The sequence below is a fragment of the Lysinibacillus sp. JNUCC 51 genome, from assembly GCF_015999525.1.
In the GTDB taxonomy this organism is placed as follows: Bacteria; Bacillota; Bacilli; order Bacillales_A; family Planococcaceae; genus Lysinibacillus; species Lysinibacillus xylanilyticus.
On the sequence record NZ_CP065545.1, the window covers coordinates 691,276 to 711,303 of the forward strand.

Below are 20,028 nucleotides of genomic sequence, written 5' to 3' on the forward strand. Positions count from 1 at the left end.
CTCATTATTATTTCAATATAATAAAATCCCATCCCCATTTGTTCAATTTTTCACAAACTTAAGACTGTTGGAAAAAGTATTTTATTGAATAGTCCGAAAAATAGATATACGATACACATATCAAATAACTGGAGGTTTTTTACTATGACAACTACAACTGTAAGCAACGACCAATTAGCAAAAGAATACGTTGATGGTGTATTCGAGCAACTAAAACAACAAAACAGTTATCAAGCGGAGTTCTTACAAGCAGCTGAAGAAATTTTCATTTCTTTAGTGCCTGTATTTGCACAACACCCTGAATATATTAAAGCCAATATCCTATCTCGTATCGTTGAGCCAGATCGTATCATTTCCTTCCGTGTAGCTTGGCAAGATGATAACAATCAAGTTCAAGTAAACCGTGGTTACCGTGTGCAATACAGCAACGTAATGGGGCCTTACAAAGGCGGTCTTCGCTTTCACCCATCAGTAAATGAATCAATTATCAAATTTTTAGGCTTTGAACAAATCTTTAAAAATGCTTTAACAGGCCAACCAATCGGTGGTGGTAAAGGTGGATCAAACTTCGATCCTAAAGGTAAATCAGATTCGGAAATCATGCGCTTCTGTCAAGCATTCATGACTGAATTATACCGCCATATTGGTCCAGATGTCGATGTTCCTGCAGGTGACATTGGTGTTGGAGCTCGTGAAGTAGGCTATTTATGGGGTCAATATAAGCGTTTAACAAAAGCAAACGAATCTGGTGTATTAACAGGTAAAATTCCTGGTTATGGAGGTTCTTTAGCCCGTAAAGAGGCAACTGGTTATGGTACTGTATATTTTGTAAATGAAATGCTTAAAGATGTCAACGATTCATTCGAAGGTAAAACAGTTGTAGTTTCTGGTTCTGGTAACGTTTCAACATATGCTATCGAAAAAGCACAAGCCTATGGTGCAAAAGTTGTTGCTTGCTCTGATTCTTCAGGCTATGTTTACGATCCAGAAGGTTTAGACCTTGATGCAATTAAAGAAATAAAGGAAGTAAAAGGCGATCGTATTTCCACTTACTTAAACTATCGTCCAAACGCTACATTTACAGAAGGCTGTACTGGTATCTGGACGATTCCTTGTGACATCGCGCTTCCATGTGCTACTCAAAATGAAATTAATGGCGATTCAGCTCGTACTTTAATCTCTAACGGTGTAAAAGCTATTGGTGAAGGTGCAAACATGCCATCAGATCTTGAAGCAATTAACGAATTCTTAAATGCAGGCGTATTATTCGGACCTGCTAAAGCAGCTAATGCCGGTGGAGTTGCTGTATCTGCTCTTGAAATGGCGCAAGATTCAAGTCGCGTATTCTGGTCATTTGAAAAAGTAGATGCTAAATTACATGAAATTATGAAAAACATTTACGCGGACAGTAAAGCTGCTGCTGAAAAATATGGTTACCCTGGGAACCTTGTAATTGGCGCGAACATCGCTGGCTTCATTAAAGTTGCTGATGGTATGCTAGCTGAAGGCGTTTATTAATAACAATTACTCCACCCTTAGATGATAACGAACATTCGTTATCATCTTATTTTTCATTAGAAACGAAGTTAGAAAACGAAAAAAACATCACTTAAAACGAACATTTTTACTATTAATCATTTAAAACATTCGTGTTATAATAATGAAGTACTACGAAATATTGGAGGGTTTTTTGTGGAATTATTGTATACAGGTAAAACGAAAAATGTGTTTCAATTAGAAGATGGTCATTACTTATTAAAATTTAAAGATGATGTAACTGGTGAAAACGGCGTATTCGACCCAGGTGCTAATACTGTTGGATTAACAATCGACGGCGCTGGATTAGCTGGACTTCGCTTAACTTCTTATTTCTACTCAAAACTAAACGAACAAGGTGTTCCTACTCACTACGTTGATGCAAACTTCAACGATGCAACAATGACTGTAAAGCCTGCAACTGTTTTCGGTAAAGGTTTAGAGGTCATTTGCCGCTTCAAGGCTGTAGGCTCTTTCCTACGTCGCTATGGTGCTTACGTAAAAGAAGGACAAGAATTAGATTCTTTTGTAGAAGTTACCATCAAAGATGACGATCGACTAGATCCTCCTATTTCTGAAGATGCTTTAGCCATGTTAAACCTGTTAACACACGAAGAATACGTAATTTTAAAGCAACGCACAATCGAAATTGCTAAATTTGTTGCTGCAGAGCTTGCCAAAAAAGGGTTAACACTATATGATATTAAATTAGAGTTTGGTCGCGATGCTAAAACAAATGAAATTTTATTAATTGATGAAATTTCAGGTGGTAATATGCGCGCTTACAAAGGCGAACAATACATAGAACCATTAGAGCTTGAAAAAATTATGTTAGCTGAATAAAAAATTCTATTTATATGCCATGCTTGTAGATACGAGTAATCAAAAAGAGTCGCTTTCTTGCGGCTCTTTTTTTATAAGATTATTTTTACTTTCTTTCGAAACTTTTCATTGAATCACTCGTATACTAATTATACGCATAATGCATTTATACTATTATTTTGGAGGTAATTTAATGGATGACTTTAATGAAACAACACAGGAAAGGATAAAGGTTAATCCATTTTTGTCTATTTGGTTACATCCAAAGCAAACAACCCGTTATATGATCGAAGAAAAATCAATTGGCTTTGCGATTCTTCTTATTTCAATTGGTTATATTGGTGTTATACTTTCAGACCTTATTGATAAGATATCTTTAATAGACTGGTCTCCTTGGCTTATCGCACTAATTTCTGTTATTCTATCACCGATTTCAGGAATAATCGGTACGGCTTTTGTTGCACTAATCACTTGGCTGTTCGGTAAACTTTTTAAAGGAACAGGTACGTACTCACAATTATTTAAAGGGCTAAGTTTAACTGCTATTCCATTTATAGTACTTATTCCTTTTTATTTAATTTGGTTATTTACATCACCTGAGTCTCTAATGGACCCTAACTTCGCTGGATCGATACCTTGGATTTTATGGCTAGCCACTTTAGTAACACTTGTGATTGGTATTTGGTCAATCGTCATTACTGTAGGGGTTGTTGCAGAGGCACATCAAATATCCAATTGGATGGCCTTCTTTACACTCTTAATTCCAAGCATTATTTTCTTTTTCTTTATCATTATTCTGATTATTGTTCTCTTTTTCGTTTTAGGTATTTTTATGATGTAAAAAAATCTCCCCTCTCTCTAGAGAGTGGGAGATTTTTAGATTCATATTAAATAGAAAGGACTGTATTTTGTTGGAATAGCTCAGACACACCTGACTCAACAGCTGCACCACTTACAGCTTGTGAAACAATTTCAACAACCCGCTCATCTAATGATTTAGGTACAATATATTCCTCCGTTAATTCCTCATCACTTACAAGAGCGGCTATTGCTTCCACTGCGGCTATTTTCATTGCCTCATTAATATCTGTTGCTCGAACATCTAATGCCCCACGGAAAATACCAGGGAAAGCAAGCACATTATTAATTTGATTTGGATAATCGGATCGTCCTGTCCCCATAATACGTACACCCCATGCTTTGGCATTTTCAAACGTAATTTCAGGATTTGGATTTGCTAGTGCAAACACGACTGGATCTTCATTCATTGAAGCAATATGGGCTTCTGTTAATAAATTTGCAACAGATACACCGATAAAGACGTCAGCACCTTTAATAGCATCGTCCAACGTTCCATGTAGTTTTTCTGAATTTGTTAAATGGGCAACCGTTTCTTTTATTGGATTCATACCTTCAGCGCGACCTTCATAAATGAGACCTTTTGTATCGCACATATAAATATTTTTATAGCCCATTTGCACAAGAATACGCAAAATAGCAATTCCTGCTGCTCCTGCACCATTAATTACTACCTTCATCGTTGCCACATCTTTTTTCACAATACGATTGGCATTAATCATCCCCGCTCCTACTACAATCGCCGTTCCATGCTGATCGTCATGGAATACAGGAATATCACATTCTTGGCGCAGACGATCTTCAATTTCAAAGCACCTTGGCGCTGAAATATCTTCTAAATTTACTGCACCAAAAGTGGGAGCAAGCGCCTTCACAATGCTGACGATTTCATCCGTATTCTTCGTATCTAAACAAATAGGAAAAGCATCAACATTGGCAAAACGCTTTAATAAAATAGCCTTTCCCTCCATTACTGGTAATGCTGCCTTCGGACCAATATCCCCTAACCCTAATACCGCCGTACCATCTGAAACAACCGCTACCATATTACCTTTCATTGTATAGTCGTAAACAAGTGATGGATTTCTCTCAATTTCTACACAAGGCGCAGCTACCCCCGGAGAATACGCGAGACTTAAATCATATGAATCTTGCACAGGTACTTTAGAAATAACCTCTAATTTCCCACTATAATACTCGTGCATTTCTAAAGCCTTTTTCATAATGTCCATTCAATCCCATCCTTTTCTTTTGAATTATTATATATTTCAGAATCATAATACTTTGTGAAAGTAAAGTCAACGAATTTTCTGTCAATTTTATTTTTACTTTGAAATAGCGCCATTTATTATCACCTGCGCTAATTTTATGCTTTGTTATTAACTTCACAATCAATTATTTTAATAAAATATTAATATCGATTTACTTTATAAAAAATGTACAAATACCGCCATTAAGCCTGTTCAACTTTTCACATAGTATTTTTCTTGTGTAAAAGAGAAATTTTTCACAAACGAATGTAAGCGTATCCATTATTTCATCTGGTTCCGTCACATTTTCTTCACATTTTTTCACAAAGTTTTTTATTATGTATCCTAAAGTATTCATTTTTAATTTCTGCTTTCCCCTATTCCAACGCAATGTTTCGTTAATCAACAAAAAAGAGCCCTTATTTTAAGGACTCTTGCGTAAATTGATTTATAAAAGCGGTAATAATATGTTTGGAAGACCACTGTTCTCCTGATACTTTTGTAATCGGGTAATCACGAGAAAATATTGATTTTGTCATTTCTTCTACCGTATAACCTTTATCAAATAATTGCCTTATATTGCTCTCCATTTCTTCTAAATAAGCAATTTTTTCTTGTATTTTCGTACGACCATCTGCTAGAAAGCCCGCATGACAGCAATAAACTTCTTCGAAATCATAGTTTAATATTTTCTTCAAAGACGCCAAGGTATGTACGATATTCTCTTCATCAAGGACAACCTTAGTTTTCGTCTGTATATACAAATCACCTGTAAACAAAGCACCTGTTTCTCGATTGTAAAATGATAAATGATCTGTCGTATGCCCTGGCGTTTCAATTATATCCCATGTAGCTGACTTCGTTTGCAATGTATCACCGAATGGTTGAGCATTAAACGCCGGTCGTTCACCCCATAACGCCTGGCGATAAAAAGGATAGTCTCCATCCTTTGCACAAACACTTACCGAATCGCGATGAATATAGATAGGTACATCCTTATGTTGCTGAAGCCATGCTGCATTTCCTGAATGATCCTCATGAGAATGAGTAAGCGCCAATTGTTCAATCTGTATTTCGTTAAAAAAGGATTGGAACTCCTGTGAAAGTGAGTATGAGCCGGTATCAATTAGTAATCCATCCATAAAAAAACTATAAACACTCATTCCAATCCCCTGAACTGCCACTTTACCGTGAGCACATTGCACATCACGATTTTGTTGAATCTCTATACTTTTCTCTCGTTTAAACATCCTTCTCCCCCCTTTTGTAAAAAAAGTGTAGCATAAAATGAATAACCAGTCATTTTATGAACACATCATAACTCGCATCGATTGATGATTTCTATTAAAACTCTCAGTATTAATAATAGAGAGACCATGGCATCGAATTTTACAATCATTAAAAAAGTACAGCTTGCTGTAGCAGGGGTACAATCTACATATATTGTTTCATAGTTGCTCGCTTTGGCAGGCTATCCACGATTTTGGTGAGTCTATCCATCATTTTGACGGTGCTATCCACGATTTTAGCGGTGCTATCCACTACTTTGGATTTCTATCAGTCGCTCTGATTTCTATCCGTCGCTTCAGCTTCTCTTTCCGTCGCTCTGATTTCCATCCGTCACCTCAGCTCTTCTTTCCGCCGCTCTTGCCTTTCTATCCGTCGCTTCGGCTCTTCTTTCCGTTGCTCTTGCCTTTCTATCCGTCGCTTCGGCTTTTCTTTCCGTCGCTCTGATTTCTATCCGTCACCTTCCCTCTTCTTTCCATCGCTCTTGCCTTTCTATCCGTCGCTTCGGCTCTTCTTTCCGTCGCTCTTGCCTTTCTATCCGTCGCTTCGGCTTTTCTTTCCGTCGCTCTGATTTCTATCCGTCGCTTCAGCTCTTCTTTCCGCCGCTCTTGCCTTTCTATCCGTCGCTTCGGCTTTTCTTTCCGTCGCTCTGATTTCCATCCGTCACCTCAGCTCTTCTTTCCGCCGCTCTTGCGTTTCTATCCGTCGCTTAAGCTCTTCTTTCCGTCGCTCTTGCCTTTCTATCCGTCGCTTCGGCTTTTCTTTCCGTCGCTCTGATTTCTATCCGTCACCTCGGCTCTTCTTTCCGTCGCTCTTGCCTTTCTATCCGTCGCTTCGGCTTTTCTTTCCATCGCTCTGATTTCCATCCGTCACCTCAGCTCTTCTTTCCGCCGCTCTTGCCTTTCTATCCGTCGCTTAAGCTCTTCTTTCCGTCGCTCTTGCCTTTCTATCCGTCGCTTCGGCTTTTCTTTCCGTCGCTCTGATTTCTATCCGTCACCTTGGCTCTTCTTTCCGCCGCTCTTGCCTTTCTATCCGTCGCTTCGGCTTTTCTTTCCATCGCTCTGATTTCTATCCGTCGCTTCAGCTTCTCTTTCCGTCGCTCTGATTTCCATCCGTCACCTTAGCTCTTCTTTCCGCCGCTCTTGCCTTTCTATCCGTCGCTTCGGCTTTTCTTTCCATCGCTCTGATTTCCATCCGTCACCTCGGCTCTTCTTTCCGTCGCTCTTGCCTTTCTATCCGTCGCTTCGGCTTTTCTTTCCGTCGCTCTGATTTCTATCCGTCACCTCGGCTCTTCTTTCCGTCGCTCTTGCCTTTCTATCCGTCGCTTCAGCTCTTCTTTCCGTCGCTCTGATTTCTATCCGTCACCTTGGCTCTTCTTTCCGCCGCTGTTGCCTTTCTATCCGTCGCTTCGGCTTTTCTTTCCGTCGCTCTGATTTCTATCCGTCACCTTGGCTCTTCTTTCCGCCGCTCTTGCCTTTCTATCCGTCGCTTCGGCTTTTCTTTCCATCGCTCTGATTTCTATCCGTCATCTTGCTTTTCTTTCCGGCGCTCTGATTTCTATCCTTCAACTTGCCTCTTACTCCCCTTCCACTCCAATAAAAACAAAAAAAACGCCCACCGAAGTGAGCGTTTCTTCTTCTATCATTTATTCATTTGTTCCTTTTTCTACATCATATTGTGTAATCCAGTCACTAAAGCTGCCTACATACAGTTGAATATTTTCGTAACCCTCATCTGCTAGCACTGCATACAATGGTGATGCTGTAACACCGCTTCCACAATACACAACAACGTGCTCGTCTTGAGAAACCTTGCTGCGTAACGCATCATTGGCTTGCAAACGGCCATCTGATTTTAATTGCTCCCAGTCAAAGTTTTTCGCAGTTGGAATATGCCCAGCAACCAAATCAAGAGGCTCCGTCTCACCACGGTAGCGAGCTGCGGCACGTGCATCAAGCAACGTTGCTTCAACTTCTCCATCTACAATGGCTTTAACTGCTTCACGTGGAGCATATAGTTCATCTCGCCAAACAAACTCAATTGTAGTCGGTGGATATTTTATAATGTCTTTTGTGAAAGATATTTTTTCCTCTAGAGCAGGTGCACCACCGTTCACAATTACTACATTTGGAAAGCCCGCATATGTCAGCATCCACCAAGCACGAGGTGCAAATGGTGCCGCTCCTTGATCGTAAACGACAATTTGGTCCTCATAACTTAATCCTAATCCTTGGAATACTGCCGATAATTTTTCCTTATTTGGCATAGGATGGCGACCATTGTTAGAGCCCATATCTGATAGATCCTGCTCTAAATCGATATAAATCGCTCCAGGAGCGTGTGACTCTTCAAATATTTTATTCCCCGCCTCTTTGTTTTGTAAATCAAAGCGAGCATCTACGAAACGGACTCCATCTAACTGAATTTCCTCAACTGATTTGAATACTTTTCCCAAATGAATCACCTCATGCGTATTGTAATTGTTCGTAAATAGCTTTCCAAGAAGCTAATCGACTTTCTTCCTGAAGTGCAAGTCTTTCTGTTGCGATTTGTTCAAGTGCCTGATGGAAAATATGCAGACGTAAATTCTCCGCTTCCTCAGAAATAAAAGTAATAGCCCATGTCATTAAGGATACTTTTTGTGAATCTAAATAGTTTTGCGCATCTGGTTTTGTTAATACCTCAAGCGCTTCACTTAGCTTCATTTTTTCATTCTTCTCAAAGAATGCCTTTTGATTGCGGAAGTGTGATTTCACACCCGAATATTTCGCGATATCTGTAAATGGCCCTTCAAAATCAAGTAAATCTGGCTCAGAAGATTCAAACGCTAAGAATGAGAAGCTACGGTTTAATTCTTTTAGCTCACGTACTTCATCTTTAAAGCGCTGTTGCATCTTCTTACTAATAAACTGTGATAAACGGAAGTTTGTTACACGCATTTCTTGTGTAAAGTCAAAGCGTAAACTTTGCATTACTTCTTTTAAAGCATGCTCTAATGCTTGCTGAGCCGGCATTGCTGCAAATGTTGAAGGATTGTAGCCTTCCTTAAAGAACTCTGGGTAACGATAATACACACGCTGAAGAACATAATACAGTAATTCATCAAGCTCTTGCTTCGTTTCGCTTTCTAACATACTTGTATTAAGCGTATTAAACTTCGATTTTATATGCTGTTCAAGAGTTGTTAATTCCTCTAAACGCTCATCTTTACGCTTTAAGTTCTCTTCTGTTTGCGCAATTAAGTCACCTAAACGTTGCTCCGTTTTATCGACTTCTTCTGCAAGCGCCTGAACAGCCAATGCACTTAATTCATCATTTAAGAATGAGTGGAATGCATCCTCGAATGGTGGCATACCTGATGTTAAATCAGCACCCTCTACTTTTTCTTTTAACGCCAATAAGCTTGACACACCGTAAAGTCGAGGGAAGCGAATGCCAAAGCGTTGTAGCTCTGAACGTACATAACCCTTAACATCTTCCTGCTCTTCTTCTGTTGTTGCTAAATCAATCGCGTTGACGATAAAGAACATCTTATCAAGTTCGAAGGCATCTTTCACACGCCCAAGTTGGATTAAAAACTCGCGGTCAGCTTTAGCAAAAGCATGATTATAATAAGTAATAAACAAGATTGCATCTGCATTACGAATATATTCAAACGCAACACCTGTATGACGCGCATTAATAGAATCTGCTCCTGGTGTGTCAACAAGTGTCACACCCATGCGTGTTAACGGACTATCATAATAGAAATCAATATTATCAACAAAACATGATTTATTTTCTTGCGCAACAAATTTTTCGAACTCTTCACGATTAACACGTAATACTTTTCCAAGCTCAGATTTAAATGTTGGGAATCCTTCTTTATATGCACGAATAAATGATTTATGCACATTTAAGCGTTCGTCCGATAGCTGCACCGCAAGTCCCTCATCTGCACGATTAAATGCCTCTTCTAAAGAAGAAACTGATAAACCAACTGCTGCGTATGAAGCTTGTATATCCTCTAGCATTTGGTCAGCTGTTTTTAACAGTACATCTGCTGTTTCATGCGGATGCTCTGGAGTCACAGGACGAATTTTATTAATTGCCGCCGTTGTAGGGTTTGGTGATACAGGTAAAACTTTCGCACCCATTAATGCATTAGAGAATGAAGATTTCCCTGCACTAAATGCACCGAAAAGCGCGATTGTGAAATCCTTTTTCTGTAATCGTTCTACTTTATTTTCTAAGTAACTTGCTACTTCTGCAAAGCCTTGTACATCTTTTACCGCATTTGCCGTATGAAGTGCACGCTTAACTACACCTTCAATAGGAAGACTTGTAGCACTTACTGCTTGCTGTGCCTCTTCTTGCTGTAACGCCTCCTCTTTTGGCTTTAACATCGATTCATCAAATAATCGAATATCTGCTAAATCTTGCTTAAAGGCATGATCCCAGTTTGTAAGCTGTTGATTTGCTAGCTTACGTATTTCATTGCTTGCCTGATGCATAATACTTGCACTATATTGCTGATAGCCCTCGATTTCAAGCACTGACTGAATAGCATCAACTTTCGCTTGCATCCCGGCCATTTTTAATTTAGATGGAGCAGCTGTTTCAGTAGCCACCGCTTCTAAAGTTGTTGCTTGTGCATCTTTCCAATTATCTGTTTCCTGGATGAAGTAGCGTTTTGTTGCCTCTGCCACACGGTTTGCGAAGTTTAGAACGGCATCCCCAGTTAATATAGCTCCAACTTGTACCTGCTGCTCAATAAGTGAGAATGGTAATTCAAAGGCGTAGGCATCAATAGCTGTAGCACGTTCTTCATTTAATGCACTGACATCCTTTAACACCTTTTTCATTAACCCTTTTAAATGTCCAGTAATCTGTGCATGGACAACATTTTGATAGGCAACATAGGCATCCTCTTTACGGCGGTTACGCTCTTCCTCTGTTTTTTTCTTAGCAGTAAATAATCCCCCTACCTTGAAACCATCCTGCTGACTCTCTAAATACAGACGTAATTTATCGCGTAAATCAGCTGGCATAATGGCAGCATTCGCAAGAAGTTCTTTACGTTGATCTTCGAACGTTTCATTCCATGCCTCAATTGAGAACAATTCAACTTGACGATTTAGCTTATTGTACTGCTCTAAAATATCTTTATGGTTTGCCCAGTCATCGGCACTTAATACATCTTCATCGATGTCTAAACGATCTTGTCTTTCTTCTGTTAAATAAGCATCATGCTCACTTTGTAATAATCGCAGCGTATTTGATGCAGTCTGTACAAGTTGATCTTGCCAATCATTCATACTATCCATAACAATTTTCTTTACAGCTTTAAAATCGTTATAAGGGTGCTCAGGTTCTCTTAATGAAGTGAAAAACACACCTTTTGGTACTACACCCCAAGCCGCAAAGGAATTGTGAACTGTTGCTTTAAATTCCTCAAAACTTAATTCATTTTCATTATGTTTATCAATCATGTTTACGATTAAATAAACGTTTGGATTGTACTTCATTAATTGCTTTGTAAATTGAAAATTCAATTCTGATTGCACGTGATTGTAGTCCATTGTATAAAATACGATATCAGCAATATGAAGGGCTGACTCTGTAGACATACGGTGTGCATCATCTGTTGAGTCGACACCTGGCGTATCCATAACTGTAACGCCTAGTGGTAATGTCGATGTACTATGACCAATTTCAATTTGTGACACTAGGTCCCCATTTTTACTAAGCTCTTTCACGGTTTTAAAATCATAACCTGCTTCAAATTTTACAGGCTTCTCATTGTGCATATAGACAATCGCAAAGTCTTCATCTGATTTATGGACTTTAACGATATTGGCACTCGTTGGAATAGGACTAGACGCAAGTAAATCTTCACCTGATAGTGCGTTAATCATACTTGATTTACCAGCAGAGAAATGTCCAGCAAAGCCAATAACATATTCTTTTTGCTGTATTTTACGTGCAAAAAGTGATGTCTTATCCATACGCTCTGTATCACCATTATGCTGATAAATTATGTATTGTAACGAAGCTTGCTTTAATAGCGCCTCCAACTGTTGTTCAAAATCTTTCATAAAAACAGTAACCCCTTTATTCATATTAATCAAATTTCGCCTTGGCGTAATTGCCGCTGTCGCTTCGCTTTCGCGCAGATAAACAATGCGTCCGGATTTTGAATTGTGCGAGCACAATTCACTCCTTTAAAAATCCGTGACATCCGCCGGAGGCATTAGGCCAACACGATGTTGGTCACTCCACAGGACGTGGCGTTCTTAGACTGAGTTCCTCTATTTCAGTCTAGTTTTGGAAATGAACTATATCCGCATTCATAAAAACCACTTCAGTGGAAGTAGTTTTTATGAATGGAGATAGTCATAATTAGTATTCTACCTTATTCGACAAATAAAGTATAACACTTATTTACTTTAAAAAGCATATATATAAAGGTTTCAGACGCCATATTCATCCATATCGTCCTGTTTAATCAAAAAAATTTATGCATTTTTCAGGCCCACTATAAAAACGTGGTTGATTTCCGTTCCGACTGAGCGCTTTCCTGAAGGCGGGCTAACACGACGGTAGTGACGATGGCGTTATCACAGGACGTGATAGTTTTAGCCTTCGTTCATTTATTACTCCCCCAAATAGTCTCCACTCCAATCAACTTTTGCAAGTCTAAGTTTTAACAAATGTCATCCTCAATTTATGGTGGTAGCCCATTATTTTTTTATAAAGCTAGTAATTTCTATTTCAAAATAGATGTACAACTAAGCAAATAATAATTTTTTTCATATTTTAAGGTAAGGAAAATTAAGTTTTAAAAAAATTTGATGTGTGATTGCAATACTAATAATAGAAAATTACAAAGTTAACTTGGGAAAAAATTAATTAAATGGAGGGATAAAGATATGGTGAACTTTAGGAATCACCAAAAAATCGAGCAAAAATGTGGGTGTGGGTGTGAAGATCGATTTATTTGGCCACGTATAAAAGCTAGTACCATTCCTTCATTAGACCCTCCCCCGGTCATTGATCCTATTGGAAATATTATTCCAACAGTAAATAGATATTTCTATATTGCTACATCAGATATTGATTTAACTAACGGGGCGACTCTAGCAGCTAGCCTATTTTGGGATGATGGTGGGAACCCAGTAACTGATTTTAAGATTTTTAATCCGAATGGCTACATTAATCTTTATATCAATGCCGTCATGCAAGAAGGTGGAATTTACACCTTAACTCCAACCTCGATAACCTTAAGTCCAGATAATTCAACAATTTATGGGGGTACACCAATCATCATAGAATCATTAGGATTTTCTACAAAGTAAGATTGCAAATCAATGAAAGGAGGTGAAAATTAATTGGCGCTGTCTATTATTAATATTCATGTCAATGTTTCAGGAAGTTCGACAAGATTTTTCAATGTTTTAGCTGCACCCTTAACGATCACTGATGGTACAACGGTTGCCGCTAATACCTTTTTAAATGATAGTGGTACTGCTGCAACTACTTTCCCCATCGTTACAAACGGGTACTATAATTTATATATAAATGGGGTGCTTCAAGAAGGTGGTTCTTATTCAGTTTCTGGAGCGGAATTAACATTCCATACTGTTACAGGAACTTTACCAACAGGAACACCAATTATTGTTGAGGCTGTTGAATTAGTGACTACACTTTAATCGCCTTAAGTAAATAAGAGATACTTTATTTCATGAGTAAAAGGATAAACCTCATATAAACAAAAATGGATGCCTTAGAATATTTCATGGCATCCATACTACTTTTCTAACTTAAAAATTTTTTTAGCATAGTCCAGTGCAAGTGGACCATCTCCGTGTATACATAATGTTTGCGCGGAAATTTTGATTTTCTTTTGTTGTACTGACATAACCTCGGCAAAATTGCGTCATGAATCGGCTTTTGACCAACATGATTTTTTACCTTGCTACTCTAACTTGTACCTAAGAAAAGTTGTGAACATGCCTACGCATTATCTGCAACGGTTTACCAAAATGGAGGGTCTGTTGGCTAATCCACTTCGTAGTAGGAAAATCAATCATTTGTTGCACGAATTGTCTCCTCGATACAGAGCCTAATAGAAGTTATTAAATCATTAATATTCCATCCCGGTATTTTTCCATGCTGAATCGCCAAATCAAATGACGCAGGAATATGAATAAATCCAGCACGAATCCCTTTATGTTGCTTTGCGTAAGCTAGCCCTTCATACATAATATTATTGCATAAATAGGTACCTGCCGTATTTGATATTTCCGCAGGATATCCCTCTTTGCATAAACGATTCACCATATTTCTAATAGGTAAATTCGTAATATAGGCATCTACACCACCATCATAAATGCTCTCATCTACTGGTATATAACCATTATTATCTGCTTCACCGTCTTTAATATTAATAGCAATTCGCTCAGGCGTTATTTTAAAACGTCCTCCAGCTAAACCTAATGAAATAATGATTTGTGGCTTTGTCTCAGCTATATATTGTTTCAGCTGCTGAGCAGATTGCTGAAAATCTACTGACAAAATGCGTCCTACAATTTCATAGCCATCCATCATTTCTCCATTTAAATTTTCCACAATTTGCATTGTTGGATTGATTTTATAATCAAGAAATGGTACAAACCCAGTTAATAATATCTTTGTCATTGTCATCACCTAATTTCTAAAGGACGTCGCTTGATTCCTCATCCCTATCTTATATTTATTTATTGGTGCAGATACTATAACTCTGATTGATTGCTTAGAGAATCAGTCATTTATTGAATTTTTTAATCTTATGTATCATTTTTTATCAAATAGTACCGCACTGATTTGTTTAATTCTACAAAAAAACAATTCCCTTTTACAATATATTTCTGAAAAAACAAACAACTCTTATTGTCGTTATTGCTACTATAGGATAAATAAAAAAAGCATGATCTCAAAATTACTTAGACCACGCCTTACTTTTATAGAAATTGTAGATACTGTTATCCTCTTATTTCAAATGTGCAGTCGCCTGTTTCATGACGTGTTTTCCCACTCCAATATAGATAACCACTGCCGCTCCAATAAATACGAATGTCATCGCTGACCGCTCCTTTTATATAAAATTATTATTTGAAAGACTTAAACGTCCATTTATTGATTTTGAAAATCATTCTCATTAATATAATATAAATTTCCCTCTAATTCGTCAAGTCATACTTTCATCTTACCCTTTCAACATGGTAAGATGTAGAAAAGTCGGAAAAAGGATGCGGTAACGATGAGTAATTCGAAGCACTTTCAAACTATTTTAAATGGGACAATTCACGCTTTAAAATCGATCCTGCCCATGGATATAGAGGTGAAAACTCCTAGTATTATTTCTGAACCATTTCAACAACAGCAAATGGGTGTTTTAATTGGTTTAATAGGGGATTTAAAGGGCCGTGTAATCATTGATTCTTCTCCAGAAATATTTAGCGGCATCGGCAATACGATGTTCGGTATGCCTCTTGAAGGAGAAATGTTGGAATCCTTTACAGGGGAATTCGGAAATATGTTTGCAGGAAATTTATGTACTACCGTAGGACAAGAAAGCTTGGAAATTGATATCACACCGCCAACAGTGATGGTTGGCAACACGAAGTTATACGGCTTTGAAAAAGCATTTGTACTCCCTGTTACAATTCCAAACGTTGGTCCGCTGACAGTTCTTTTAACTATTGAAGGAGAATAGAGTACTAGAATATCGAACTGTTCCAAATGATATATCCTATGCTAATACATCAAACATTTATGAACACTCTTTTTCATTCTCTTTAATTAACAGAGGATGCTCCATTATGCTCAAGTCTATATTTCAATTTGTAAAATTTCTTAAAAAATAAGTAATTTTAATAAAAATCACTCTAATCTTATCCAATAAGTGGCCATCTCAATGACTATTGAGGTGGCTATTTTTTATTTCCTCCTCATTTTTTCACACTTTTTTCACATATTTCGCTAAGAAGTGTGATTTTTTTCACATCAAAAAGAAATTTATTTATATATCATTGGCAATAAGAAAGACACATTAAAAGCGTAGGAGGAGCAAAAATGGCAAATAAAAAAAAGTCAGATGAAAATTTAAAAGGTTCACTCTATGCGGTATTTGGAGTAGGAATCATTATTATCTTACTTTGGGTGTACTGCTTCGATTTGTTCATGAATCGTTTTTAACTTCTTTCAGCGGGTTTCAACTGAAAGAAATTAAAGCCTCCGGCGGATGACCCGGAATCGGAAAGGAGTTCTTAGAGGATGTTAGCCTAAAATCATCGCATCCATGCGATAACGGCTAACTGACCTGCGTCGGTGCTGTGTTGCTGTCGCTACGCTTTCGCACAAAAAACATTTGCAGGCCTAAGCACAAAGCCGTTTCCGGACGCAATTATGCCAAGGCATAATTGATTCTACTAAGAAAGGACAGAGACATATGCACTTACATAAGTATGAAAAATATTGGCTTGTGTTTGGAGCTGCTACTTTAGTAGCATTCCTTATCATTCTAGGCATCGGTGCATTCCATCAAGGCTCACATCCGAACAATGGTAAAAAAACACTAGATTATGAGAAAGTAAAAGAATTTGCCCCCTTCGATAATCCTGGTGTTCATAAAGTAGAGGGTAAGGATTGGGATTATGAAGTGGTTGTTTTAGCATCAGCATTTAATTACGATCCTCCAGAAATTGAAGTTCCTCTTGGAGCTAAGGTGAAATTTATCGCAACAAGCGCAGATGTAATGCACGGTTTTGAAGTTGCAGGTACAAATATTAATATGATGCTTGAACCAGGTTACATTTCGGAATATGTAACTACAGTAAATAAAGAAGGAGAGTTTTTAATCGTATGTAATGAATACTGTGGTACAGGACATACGATGATGCACTCTATGCTAAAGGTGGTGAAGCCAAATGAGTCTCAATAAAAATTTGACAAAAGTGGATCGTCGTGATGCGAAGCTAGCGATGGCACATATTTACGTTGCATTCATCGCATTGTTATTAGGGGGTCTTGCAGGTTTATTACAAGTTTTCGTTCGTTCTGGACAATTTACATTACCAGCAGGCATTGGTTACTATCAAGTTTTAACCGTACATGGTGTTTTACTCGGTCTTATTTTAACAACATTCTTTATTTTTGGTTTCCAAATTGCCAGTGTTAGCCGTACGTCAGGGACTTTTTCAGATGGTCAACGTCGCCTTGGCTGGATTGGCTTCTGGTTAATGACTATCGGTACGGCAGCAGCTGCAACAATGGTTCTACTTAATGAGGCAACTGTTTTATATACGTTCTATGCTCCATTGAAAGCTCACTGGATATTCTATTTAGGCCTTACATTAGTCGTGGTTGGTTCTTGGGTTGGCGGCGCAGGTCAAATTTTACGATATGCACAGTGGCGGAAAGATAACAAAGGAAGCGGACAACGAAGCCCATTATTATCATTTATGGTTGTTGTCAACAATCTCATGTGGTTCGTAGCAACTTTAGGCGTAGCTACTTCTGTTCTATTCCAGCTACTTCCATGGTCTTTAGGCTTCATTGAACGTGTTGACGTAGCATTATCACGTACATTATTCTGGTATTTCGGTCATGCTCTTGTGTATTTCTGGTTATTACCTGCCTACATGGTTTGGTATGTCATTATTCCGAAAGTTATTGGCGGAAAAATTTTCTCTGATTCTTTAGCAAGACTATCATTTATGCTATTCTTAATTTTCTCTGTACCAGTTGGGATTCATCACCAATTAACAGAGCCTGGTATTTCTGGCACATGGAAATTCATTCAAGTTGTTTTAACATTTGCCGTAATCGTACCATCCTTAATGACTGCCTTTTCGATGTTTGCAATGTTTGAATTACGTGGTCGTGAATTAGGTGGCAAAGGTCTTTACGGCTGGTTCAAAAAATTACCATGGAAAGATGCTCGTTTCTTCGTACCATTTATCGGTATGGTAGCGTTTATTCCTGGTGGCGCAGGCGGTATCGTCAATGCTTCTTACCAAATGAACCAATTAATCCATAATACTATTTGGGTTACAGGACATTTCCATTTAACAGTTGCAACAGCCGTCGTATTAACTTATTTCAGTGCGGCATTTTGGTTAATTCCACATTTAACAGGTCGCACATTGACTAAATCTTTAAACAATCTTGGTAATTTTGCAGCTATTTTATGGGCTACTGGTATGACAATAATGTCTTCCGCTATGCATATTGCTGGTCTGATCGGTGCACCTCGTAGATCCGATTACTCTGAGTATGGAGGTGCTCAACAAGCTTATGATTGGATTCCTTATCAAATCGCTCAAGCTGTTGGTGGTACAATCCTGTTCATCGCTATCATAATCATCCTTTATATTGTGGTGAAATTAGCATGGTTTGCACCAAAAGGCGAAGAGGAATTCCCAGTTGGTGAAGTACATGAAAACGGGGGTACTACACCAGCTATCTTAGAGAACTTTAAAGTATGGCTTGTTATTTTAGTAGCATTAATTTTATTTGCTTATACTATTCCAATTATCGATATTATTTCTAACTCCCCACCTGGCTCTAAAGGCTATAAGCTTTGGTAACATTCTGTTGCATCTTCATAAAAAAGCGATTTCTCTAGCTGAGAAATCGCTTTTTACTTTAGAGCTGATACAACTTCGTATATTTTTCTTGTAAATAGGTTGCTAGATATTTCGCGTTTAGGCCTTCGCCTGTCGCATTCTGTAGCAATTCGAACGGCTTTTTCAGTGCACCATATTGATGGACTTTGTCTGTTAACCACTCTCGAATTGGCAGGAGCTCACCCTTTTCTAATAGCTCATCAAAGTTTGGAATATCTTTATCCATTGCATGCTTCCATTGTGCGGCGTAGATCATTCCTAAAGCATAGGATGGGAAATAGCCAAACATGCCCCCTGACCAGTGCATATCTTGTAGTACCCCTTTTACATCTGTCTCAGGACGAATACCTAAATATTCCTCGTATTTATCATTCCATACTTGTGGAAGATCTTTCGCTTGAAGATCGCCATTAAATAGGTCACGTTCAATTTCATAACGAATCATAATATGTAATGGGTATGTTAACTCATCTGCTTCAATGCGAATAAACGATGGTTCCACCATATTAATTGCTCGCAGGAAATCAGTTAATGCTACATCGCCAAATTGCTCAGGTGAATACTTTTGAAGTCGCTCGTAGTTATGCTCCCAGAACTTTTCGTTCCTACCTACAAAATTCTCATAAAATAAAGATTGGGATTCATGTATCCCCATAGATGTACCCGTTGCTAACGGTAAACCATCAAGCTTCACATCGATATTTTGTTCGTACATGGCATGTCCACATTCATGGATTGTTCCAAAAATTGCTGAGCGGAAATCTTTCTCATCATATTTTGTTGTAATACGATTATCTCCATGATTTAAGCCAATCATAAATGGATGCACACTTTCGTCTAAGCGACCTGCATCAAAATCATAGCCAAGTTGTGTTAATATTTCTAATGATAATGCACGCTGAGATTCACGAGGGAAATGCTTAAATAATATGCTTGTATCTGGTTTATTTGGTGAATCTGCGATTTTTTGCACAAGAGAAACGATTGTTTCACGTAATTCACCAAAAACTTGATCTAAAACATCAGTCGTCATTTCAGGTTCATATAAATCTAGTAATGTATTGTATGGAGAACCGTTTTTAATACCCCAATATTGAATGAATTTCTTCTGCCAGCTTATAATTTCCTCTAAATAAGGTAGGAATAAAGCAAAATTATTTGTTTCCTTTGCTTCTTCCCATGCTGTTTCCGCTTTAGTTTGTAGAATTACGAATTCCTTATATTCATCAGCCGGAATTTTTTTATTTTGATCATACTCTTTACGTACTTCCTCTAATACACGCAGCGTAACATAATCAAGATCTGCCTTTCGCCCCTCTAGATTCGTTAGTAATTGCCCTAACTCTTCACTAGTTTGCATGTCAAATAAGGAGGCAGATAATGTTCCGACTACCTCTGAGCGCTGAGCTAATCCCTTCTTTGGAGCACCGGTACGCATGTCCGATACGAAAAACATATACATTTCTAAAAAATGTAGACATCTCTACTGTGACACAACTTATATCTTCCGACTTTCGTATTTGTGTCTTCCTTATTCTTCGAGTCTGGTTTCGCAAAAAGCTACTACCATTTAGTATGACTCTCCAAAGGCTTAAATTCCGCAGTATCGTTGCGTACACATCTAA

18 protein-coding genes are annotated in these 20,028 nt (G+C 38.1%); 9 read left to right on the forward strand and 9 right to left on the reverse strand.

Annotated features, from left to right (window positions below):
- Positions 1-144: 144 nt before the first annotated feature.
- The 3 genes from gdhA (at position 145) to JNUCC51_RS03705 (ending at position 3,199) form a co-directional block, all read left to right on the forward strand.
- Complete coding sequence (gene gdhA, locus JNUCC51_RS03695; RefSeq protein ID WP_337990889.1) at positions 145-1,518, forward strand: NADP-specific glutamate dehydrogenase; 1,374 nt, start codon at positions 145-147, stop codon at positions 1,516-1,518.
- Between the two features lie 174 nt (positions 1,519-1,692).
- Positions 1,693-2,379 (forward strand): phosphoribosylaminoimidazolesuccinocarboxamide synthase, encoded by a 687-nt coding sequence (locus JNUCC51_RS03700; protein WP_337990890.1) that lies wholly within the window; start codon positions 1,693-1,695, stop codon positions 2,377-2,379.
- 172 nt (positions 2,380-2,551) lie between these two features.
- Positions 2,552-3,199, forward strand: coding sequence for a YIP1 family protein (locus tag JNUCC51_RS03705; RefSeq protein WP_337990891.1), 648 nt, complete (start codon positions 2,552-2,554; stop codon positions 3,197-3,199).
- A gap of 46 nt (positions 3,200-3,245) precedes the next feature.
- On the opposite strand, the gene JNUCC51_RS03710 is transcribed toward JNUCC51_RS03705, so the two are convergent.
- The 6 genes from JNUCC51_RS03710 to JNUCC51_RS03735 all read right to left on the reverse strand — a co-directional run bounded on the left by JNUCC51_RS03710 (position 3,246) and on the right by JNUCC51_RS03735 (position 11,830).
- On the reverse strand, positions 3,246-4,448 hold the full coding sequence (locus tag JNUCC51_RS03710; protein ID WP_337990892.1) for an NAD(P)-dependent malic enzyme: 1,203 nt from the start codon (positions 4,446-4,448) through the stop codon (positions 3,246-3,248).
- Between the two features lie 437 nt (positions 4,449-4,885).
- Positions 4,886-5,716 (reverse strand): MBL fold metallo-hydrolase, encoded by an 831-nt coding sequence (locus JNUCC51_RS03715; protein WP_337990893.1) that lies wholly within the window; start codon positions 5,714-5,716, stop codon positions 4,886-4,888.
- 571 nt (positions 5,717-6,287) lie between these two features.
- A complete protein-coding gene (locus JNUCC51_RS03720) occupies positions 6,288-6,413 on the reverse strand; it encodes a hypothetical protein (RefSeq protein ID WP_337990894.1) in 126 nt (41 codons plus the stop codon).
- Between the two features lie 80 nt (positions 6,414-6,493).
- Positions 6,494-6,619: a hypothetical protein gene (locus JNUCC51_RS03725; RefSeq protein WP_337990895.1), complete on the reverse strand. Its 126-nt coding sequence runs from the start codon at positions 6,617-6,619 to the stop codon at positions 6,494-6,496.
- A 779-nt stretch (positions 6,620-7,398) separates the two neighbouring features.
- A complete protein-coding gene (locus JNUCC51_RS03730; protein ID WP_337990896.1) occupies positions 7,399-8,208 on the reverse strand; it encodes a sulfurtransferase in 810 nt (269 codons plus the stop codon).
- Between the two features lie 10 nt (positions 8,209-8,218).
- Entirely contained in the window at positions 8,219-11,830 is a 3,612-nt protein-coding gene (locus tag JNUCC51_RS03735; RefSeq protein ID WP_337990897.1) for a dynamin family protein, read from the reverse strand.
- A gap of 834 nt (positions 11,831-12,664) precedes the next feature.
- On the opposite strand from JNUCC51_RS03735, the gene JNUCC51_RS03740 reads away from it, so the two are divergent.
- Together JNUCC51_RS03740 and JNUCC51_RS03745 are read left to right on the forward strand one after the other, a co-directional pair.
- Complete coding sequence (locus tag JNUCC51_RS03740) at positions 12,665-13,090, forward strand: DUF4183 domain-containing protein (protein ID WP_337990898.1); 426 nt, start codon at positions 12,665-12,667, stop codon at positions 13,088-13,090.
- A 33-nt stretch (positions 13,091-13,123) separates the two neighbouring features.
- On the forward strand, positions 13,124-13,444 hold the full coding sequence (locus JNUCC51_RS03745) for a DUF4183 domain-containing protein (RefSeq protein ID WP_337990899.1): 321 nt from the start codon (positions 13,124-13,126) through the stop codon (positions 13,442-13,444).
- A 98-nt stretch (positions 13,445-13,542) separates the two neighbouring features.
- Here JNUCC51_RS03745 and JNUCC51_RS03750 read toward each other — a convergent pair whose 3' ends face one another.
- The gene (locus tag JNUCC51_RS03750; protein ID WP_337990900.1) at positions 13,543-13,653 is read right to left on the reverse strand and encodes a LamB/YcsF family protein; all 111 of its coding nucleotides are present in this window, start codon (positions 13,651-13,653) and stop codon (positions 13,543-13,545) included.
- A 164-nt stretch (positions 13,654-13,817) separates the two neighbouring features.
- Positions 13,818-14,432 (reverse strand): pyroglutamyl-peptidase I, encoded by a 615-nt coding sequence (locus tag JNUCC51_RS03755; RefSeq protein ID WP_337990901.1) that lies wholly within the window; start codon positions 14,430-14,432, stop codon positions 13,818-13,820.
- 601 nt (positions 14,433-15,033) lie between these two features.
- Here JNUCC51_RS03755 and JNUCC51_RS03760 point away from each other — a divergent pair.
- From JNUCC51_RS03760 to JNUCC51_RS03775, 4 genes are all read left to right on the forward strand, one after another.
- On the forward strand, positions 15,034-15,489 hold the full coding sequence (locus JNUCC51_RS03760; RefSeq protein ID WP_337990902.1) for a chemotaxis protein CheX: 456 nt from the start codon (positions 15,034-15,036) through the stop codon (positions 15,487-15,489).
- Between the two features lie 359 nt (positions 15,490-15,848).
- The gene (locus tag JNUCC51_RS03765) at positions 15,849-15,971 is read left to right on the forward strand and encodes a hypothetical protein (RefSeq protein ID WP_268636764.1); all 123 of its coding nucleotides are present in this window, start codon (positions 15,849-15,851) and stop codon (positions 15,969-15,971) included.
- A 253-nt stretch (positions 15,972-16,224) separates the two neighbouring features.
- The gene (locus tag JNUCC51_RS03770; protein WP_337990903.1) at positions 16,225-16,716 is read left to right on the forward strand and encodes a cytochrome c oxidase subunit II; all 492 of its coding nucleotides are present in this window, start codon (positions 16,225-16,227) and stop codon (positions 16,714-16,716) included.
- On the forward strand, positions 16,703-18,364 hold the full coding sequence (locus JNUCC51_RS03775) for a b(o/a)3-type cytochrome-c oxidase subunit 1 (protein WP_337990904.1): 1,662 nt from the start codon (positions 16,703-16,705) through the stop codon (positions 18,362-18,364). The genes JNUCC51_RS03770 and JNUCC51_RS03775 overlap by 14 nt, the downstream gene beginning before the upstream one ends.
- A 58-nt stretch (positions 18,365-18,422) precedes the next feature.
- On the opposite strand, the gene JNUCC51_RS03780 is transcribed toward JNUCC51_RS03775, so the two are convergent.
- Positions 18,423-19,859: a carboxypeptidase M32 gene (locus JNUCC51_RS03780; RefSeq protein ID WP_337990905.1), complete on the reverse strand. Its 1,437-nt coding sequence runs from the start codon at positions 19,857-19,859 to the stop codon at positions 18,423-18,425.
- Positions 19,860-20,028: the final 169 nt, after the last annotated feature.

What these genes read in the sequence shown, in the direction of transcription:
- gdhA (WP_337990889.1), top strand. Translation starts at nt 145, where the DNA reads ATGACAACTACAACTGTAAGCAACGACCAATTAGCAAAAGAATACGTT.
- JNUCC51_RS03705 (WP_337990891.1), top strand. Translation starts at nt 2,552, where the DNA reads ATGGATGACTTTAATGAAACAACACAGGAAAGGATAAAGGTTAATCCA.
- JNUCC51_RS03710 (WP_337990892.1), bottom strand. Translation starts at nt 4,448, where the DNA reads ATGGACATTATGAAAAAGGCTTTAGAAATGCACGAGTATTATAGTGGG.
- JNUCC51_RS03715 (WP_337990893.1), bottom strand. Translation starts at nt 5,716, where the DNA reads ATGTTTAAACGAGAGAAAAGTATAGAGATTCAACAAAATCGTGATGTG.
- JNUCC51_RS03720 (WP_337990894.1), bottom strand. Translation starts at nt 6,413, where the DNA reads ATGGAAATCAGAGCGACGGAAAGAAAAGCCGAAGCGACGGATAGAAAG.
- JNUCC51_RS03725 (WP_337990895.1), bottom strand. Translation starts at nt 6,619, where the DNA reads ATGGAAATCAGAGCGATGGAAAGAAAAGCCGAAGCGACGGATAGAAAG.
- JNUCC51_RS03735 (WP_337990897.1), bottom strand. Translation starts at nt 11,830, where the DNA reads ATGAAAGATTTTGAACAACAGTTGGAGGCGCTATTAAAGCAAGCTTCG.
- JNUCC51_RS03740 (WP_337990898.1), top strand. Translation starts at nt 12,665, where the DNA reads ATGGTGAACTTTAGGAATCACCAAAAAATCGAGCAAAAATGTGGGTGT.
- JNUCC51_RS03750 (WP_337990900.1), bottom strand. Translation starts at nt 13,653, where the DNA reads ATGTCAGTACAACAAAAGAAAATCAAAATTTCCGCGCAAACATTATGT.
- JNUCC51_RS03755 (WP_337990901.1), bottom strand. Translation starts at nt 14,432, where the DNA reads ATGACAAAGATATTATTAACTGGGTTTGTACCATTTCTTGATTATAAA.
- JNUCC51_RS03760 (WP_337990902.1), top strand. Translation starts at nt 15,034, where the DNA reads ATGAGTAATTCGAAGCACTTTCAAACTATTTTAAATGGGACAATTCAC.
- JNUCC51_RS03765 (WP_268636764.1), top strand. Translation starts at nt 15,849, where the DNA reads ATGGCAAATAAAAAAAAGTCAGATGAAAATTTAAAAGGTTCACTCTAT.
- JNUCC51_RS03770 (WP_337990903.1), top strand. Translation starts at nt 16,225, where the DNA reads ATGCACTTACATAAGTATGAAAAATATTGGCTTGTGTTTGGAGCTGCT.
- JNUCC51_RS03775 (WP_337990904.1), top strand. Translation starts at nt 16,703, where the DNA reads ATGAGTCTCAATAAAAATTTGACAAAAGTGGATCGTCGTGATGCGAAG.
- JNUCC51_RS03780 (WP_337990905.1), bottom strand. Translation starts at nt 19,859, where the DNA reads ATGTTTTTCGTATCGGACATGCGTACCGGTGCTCCAAAGAAGGGATTA.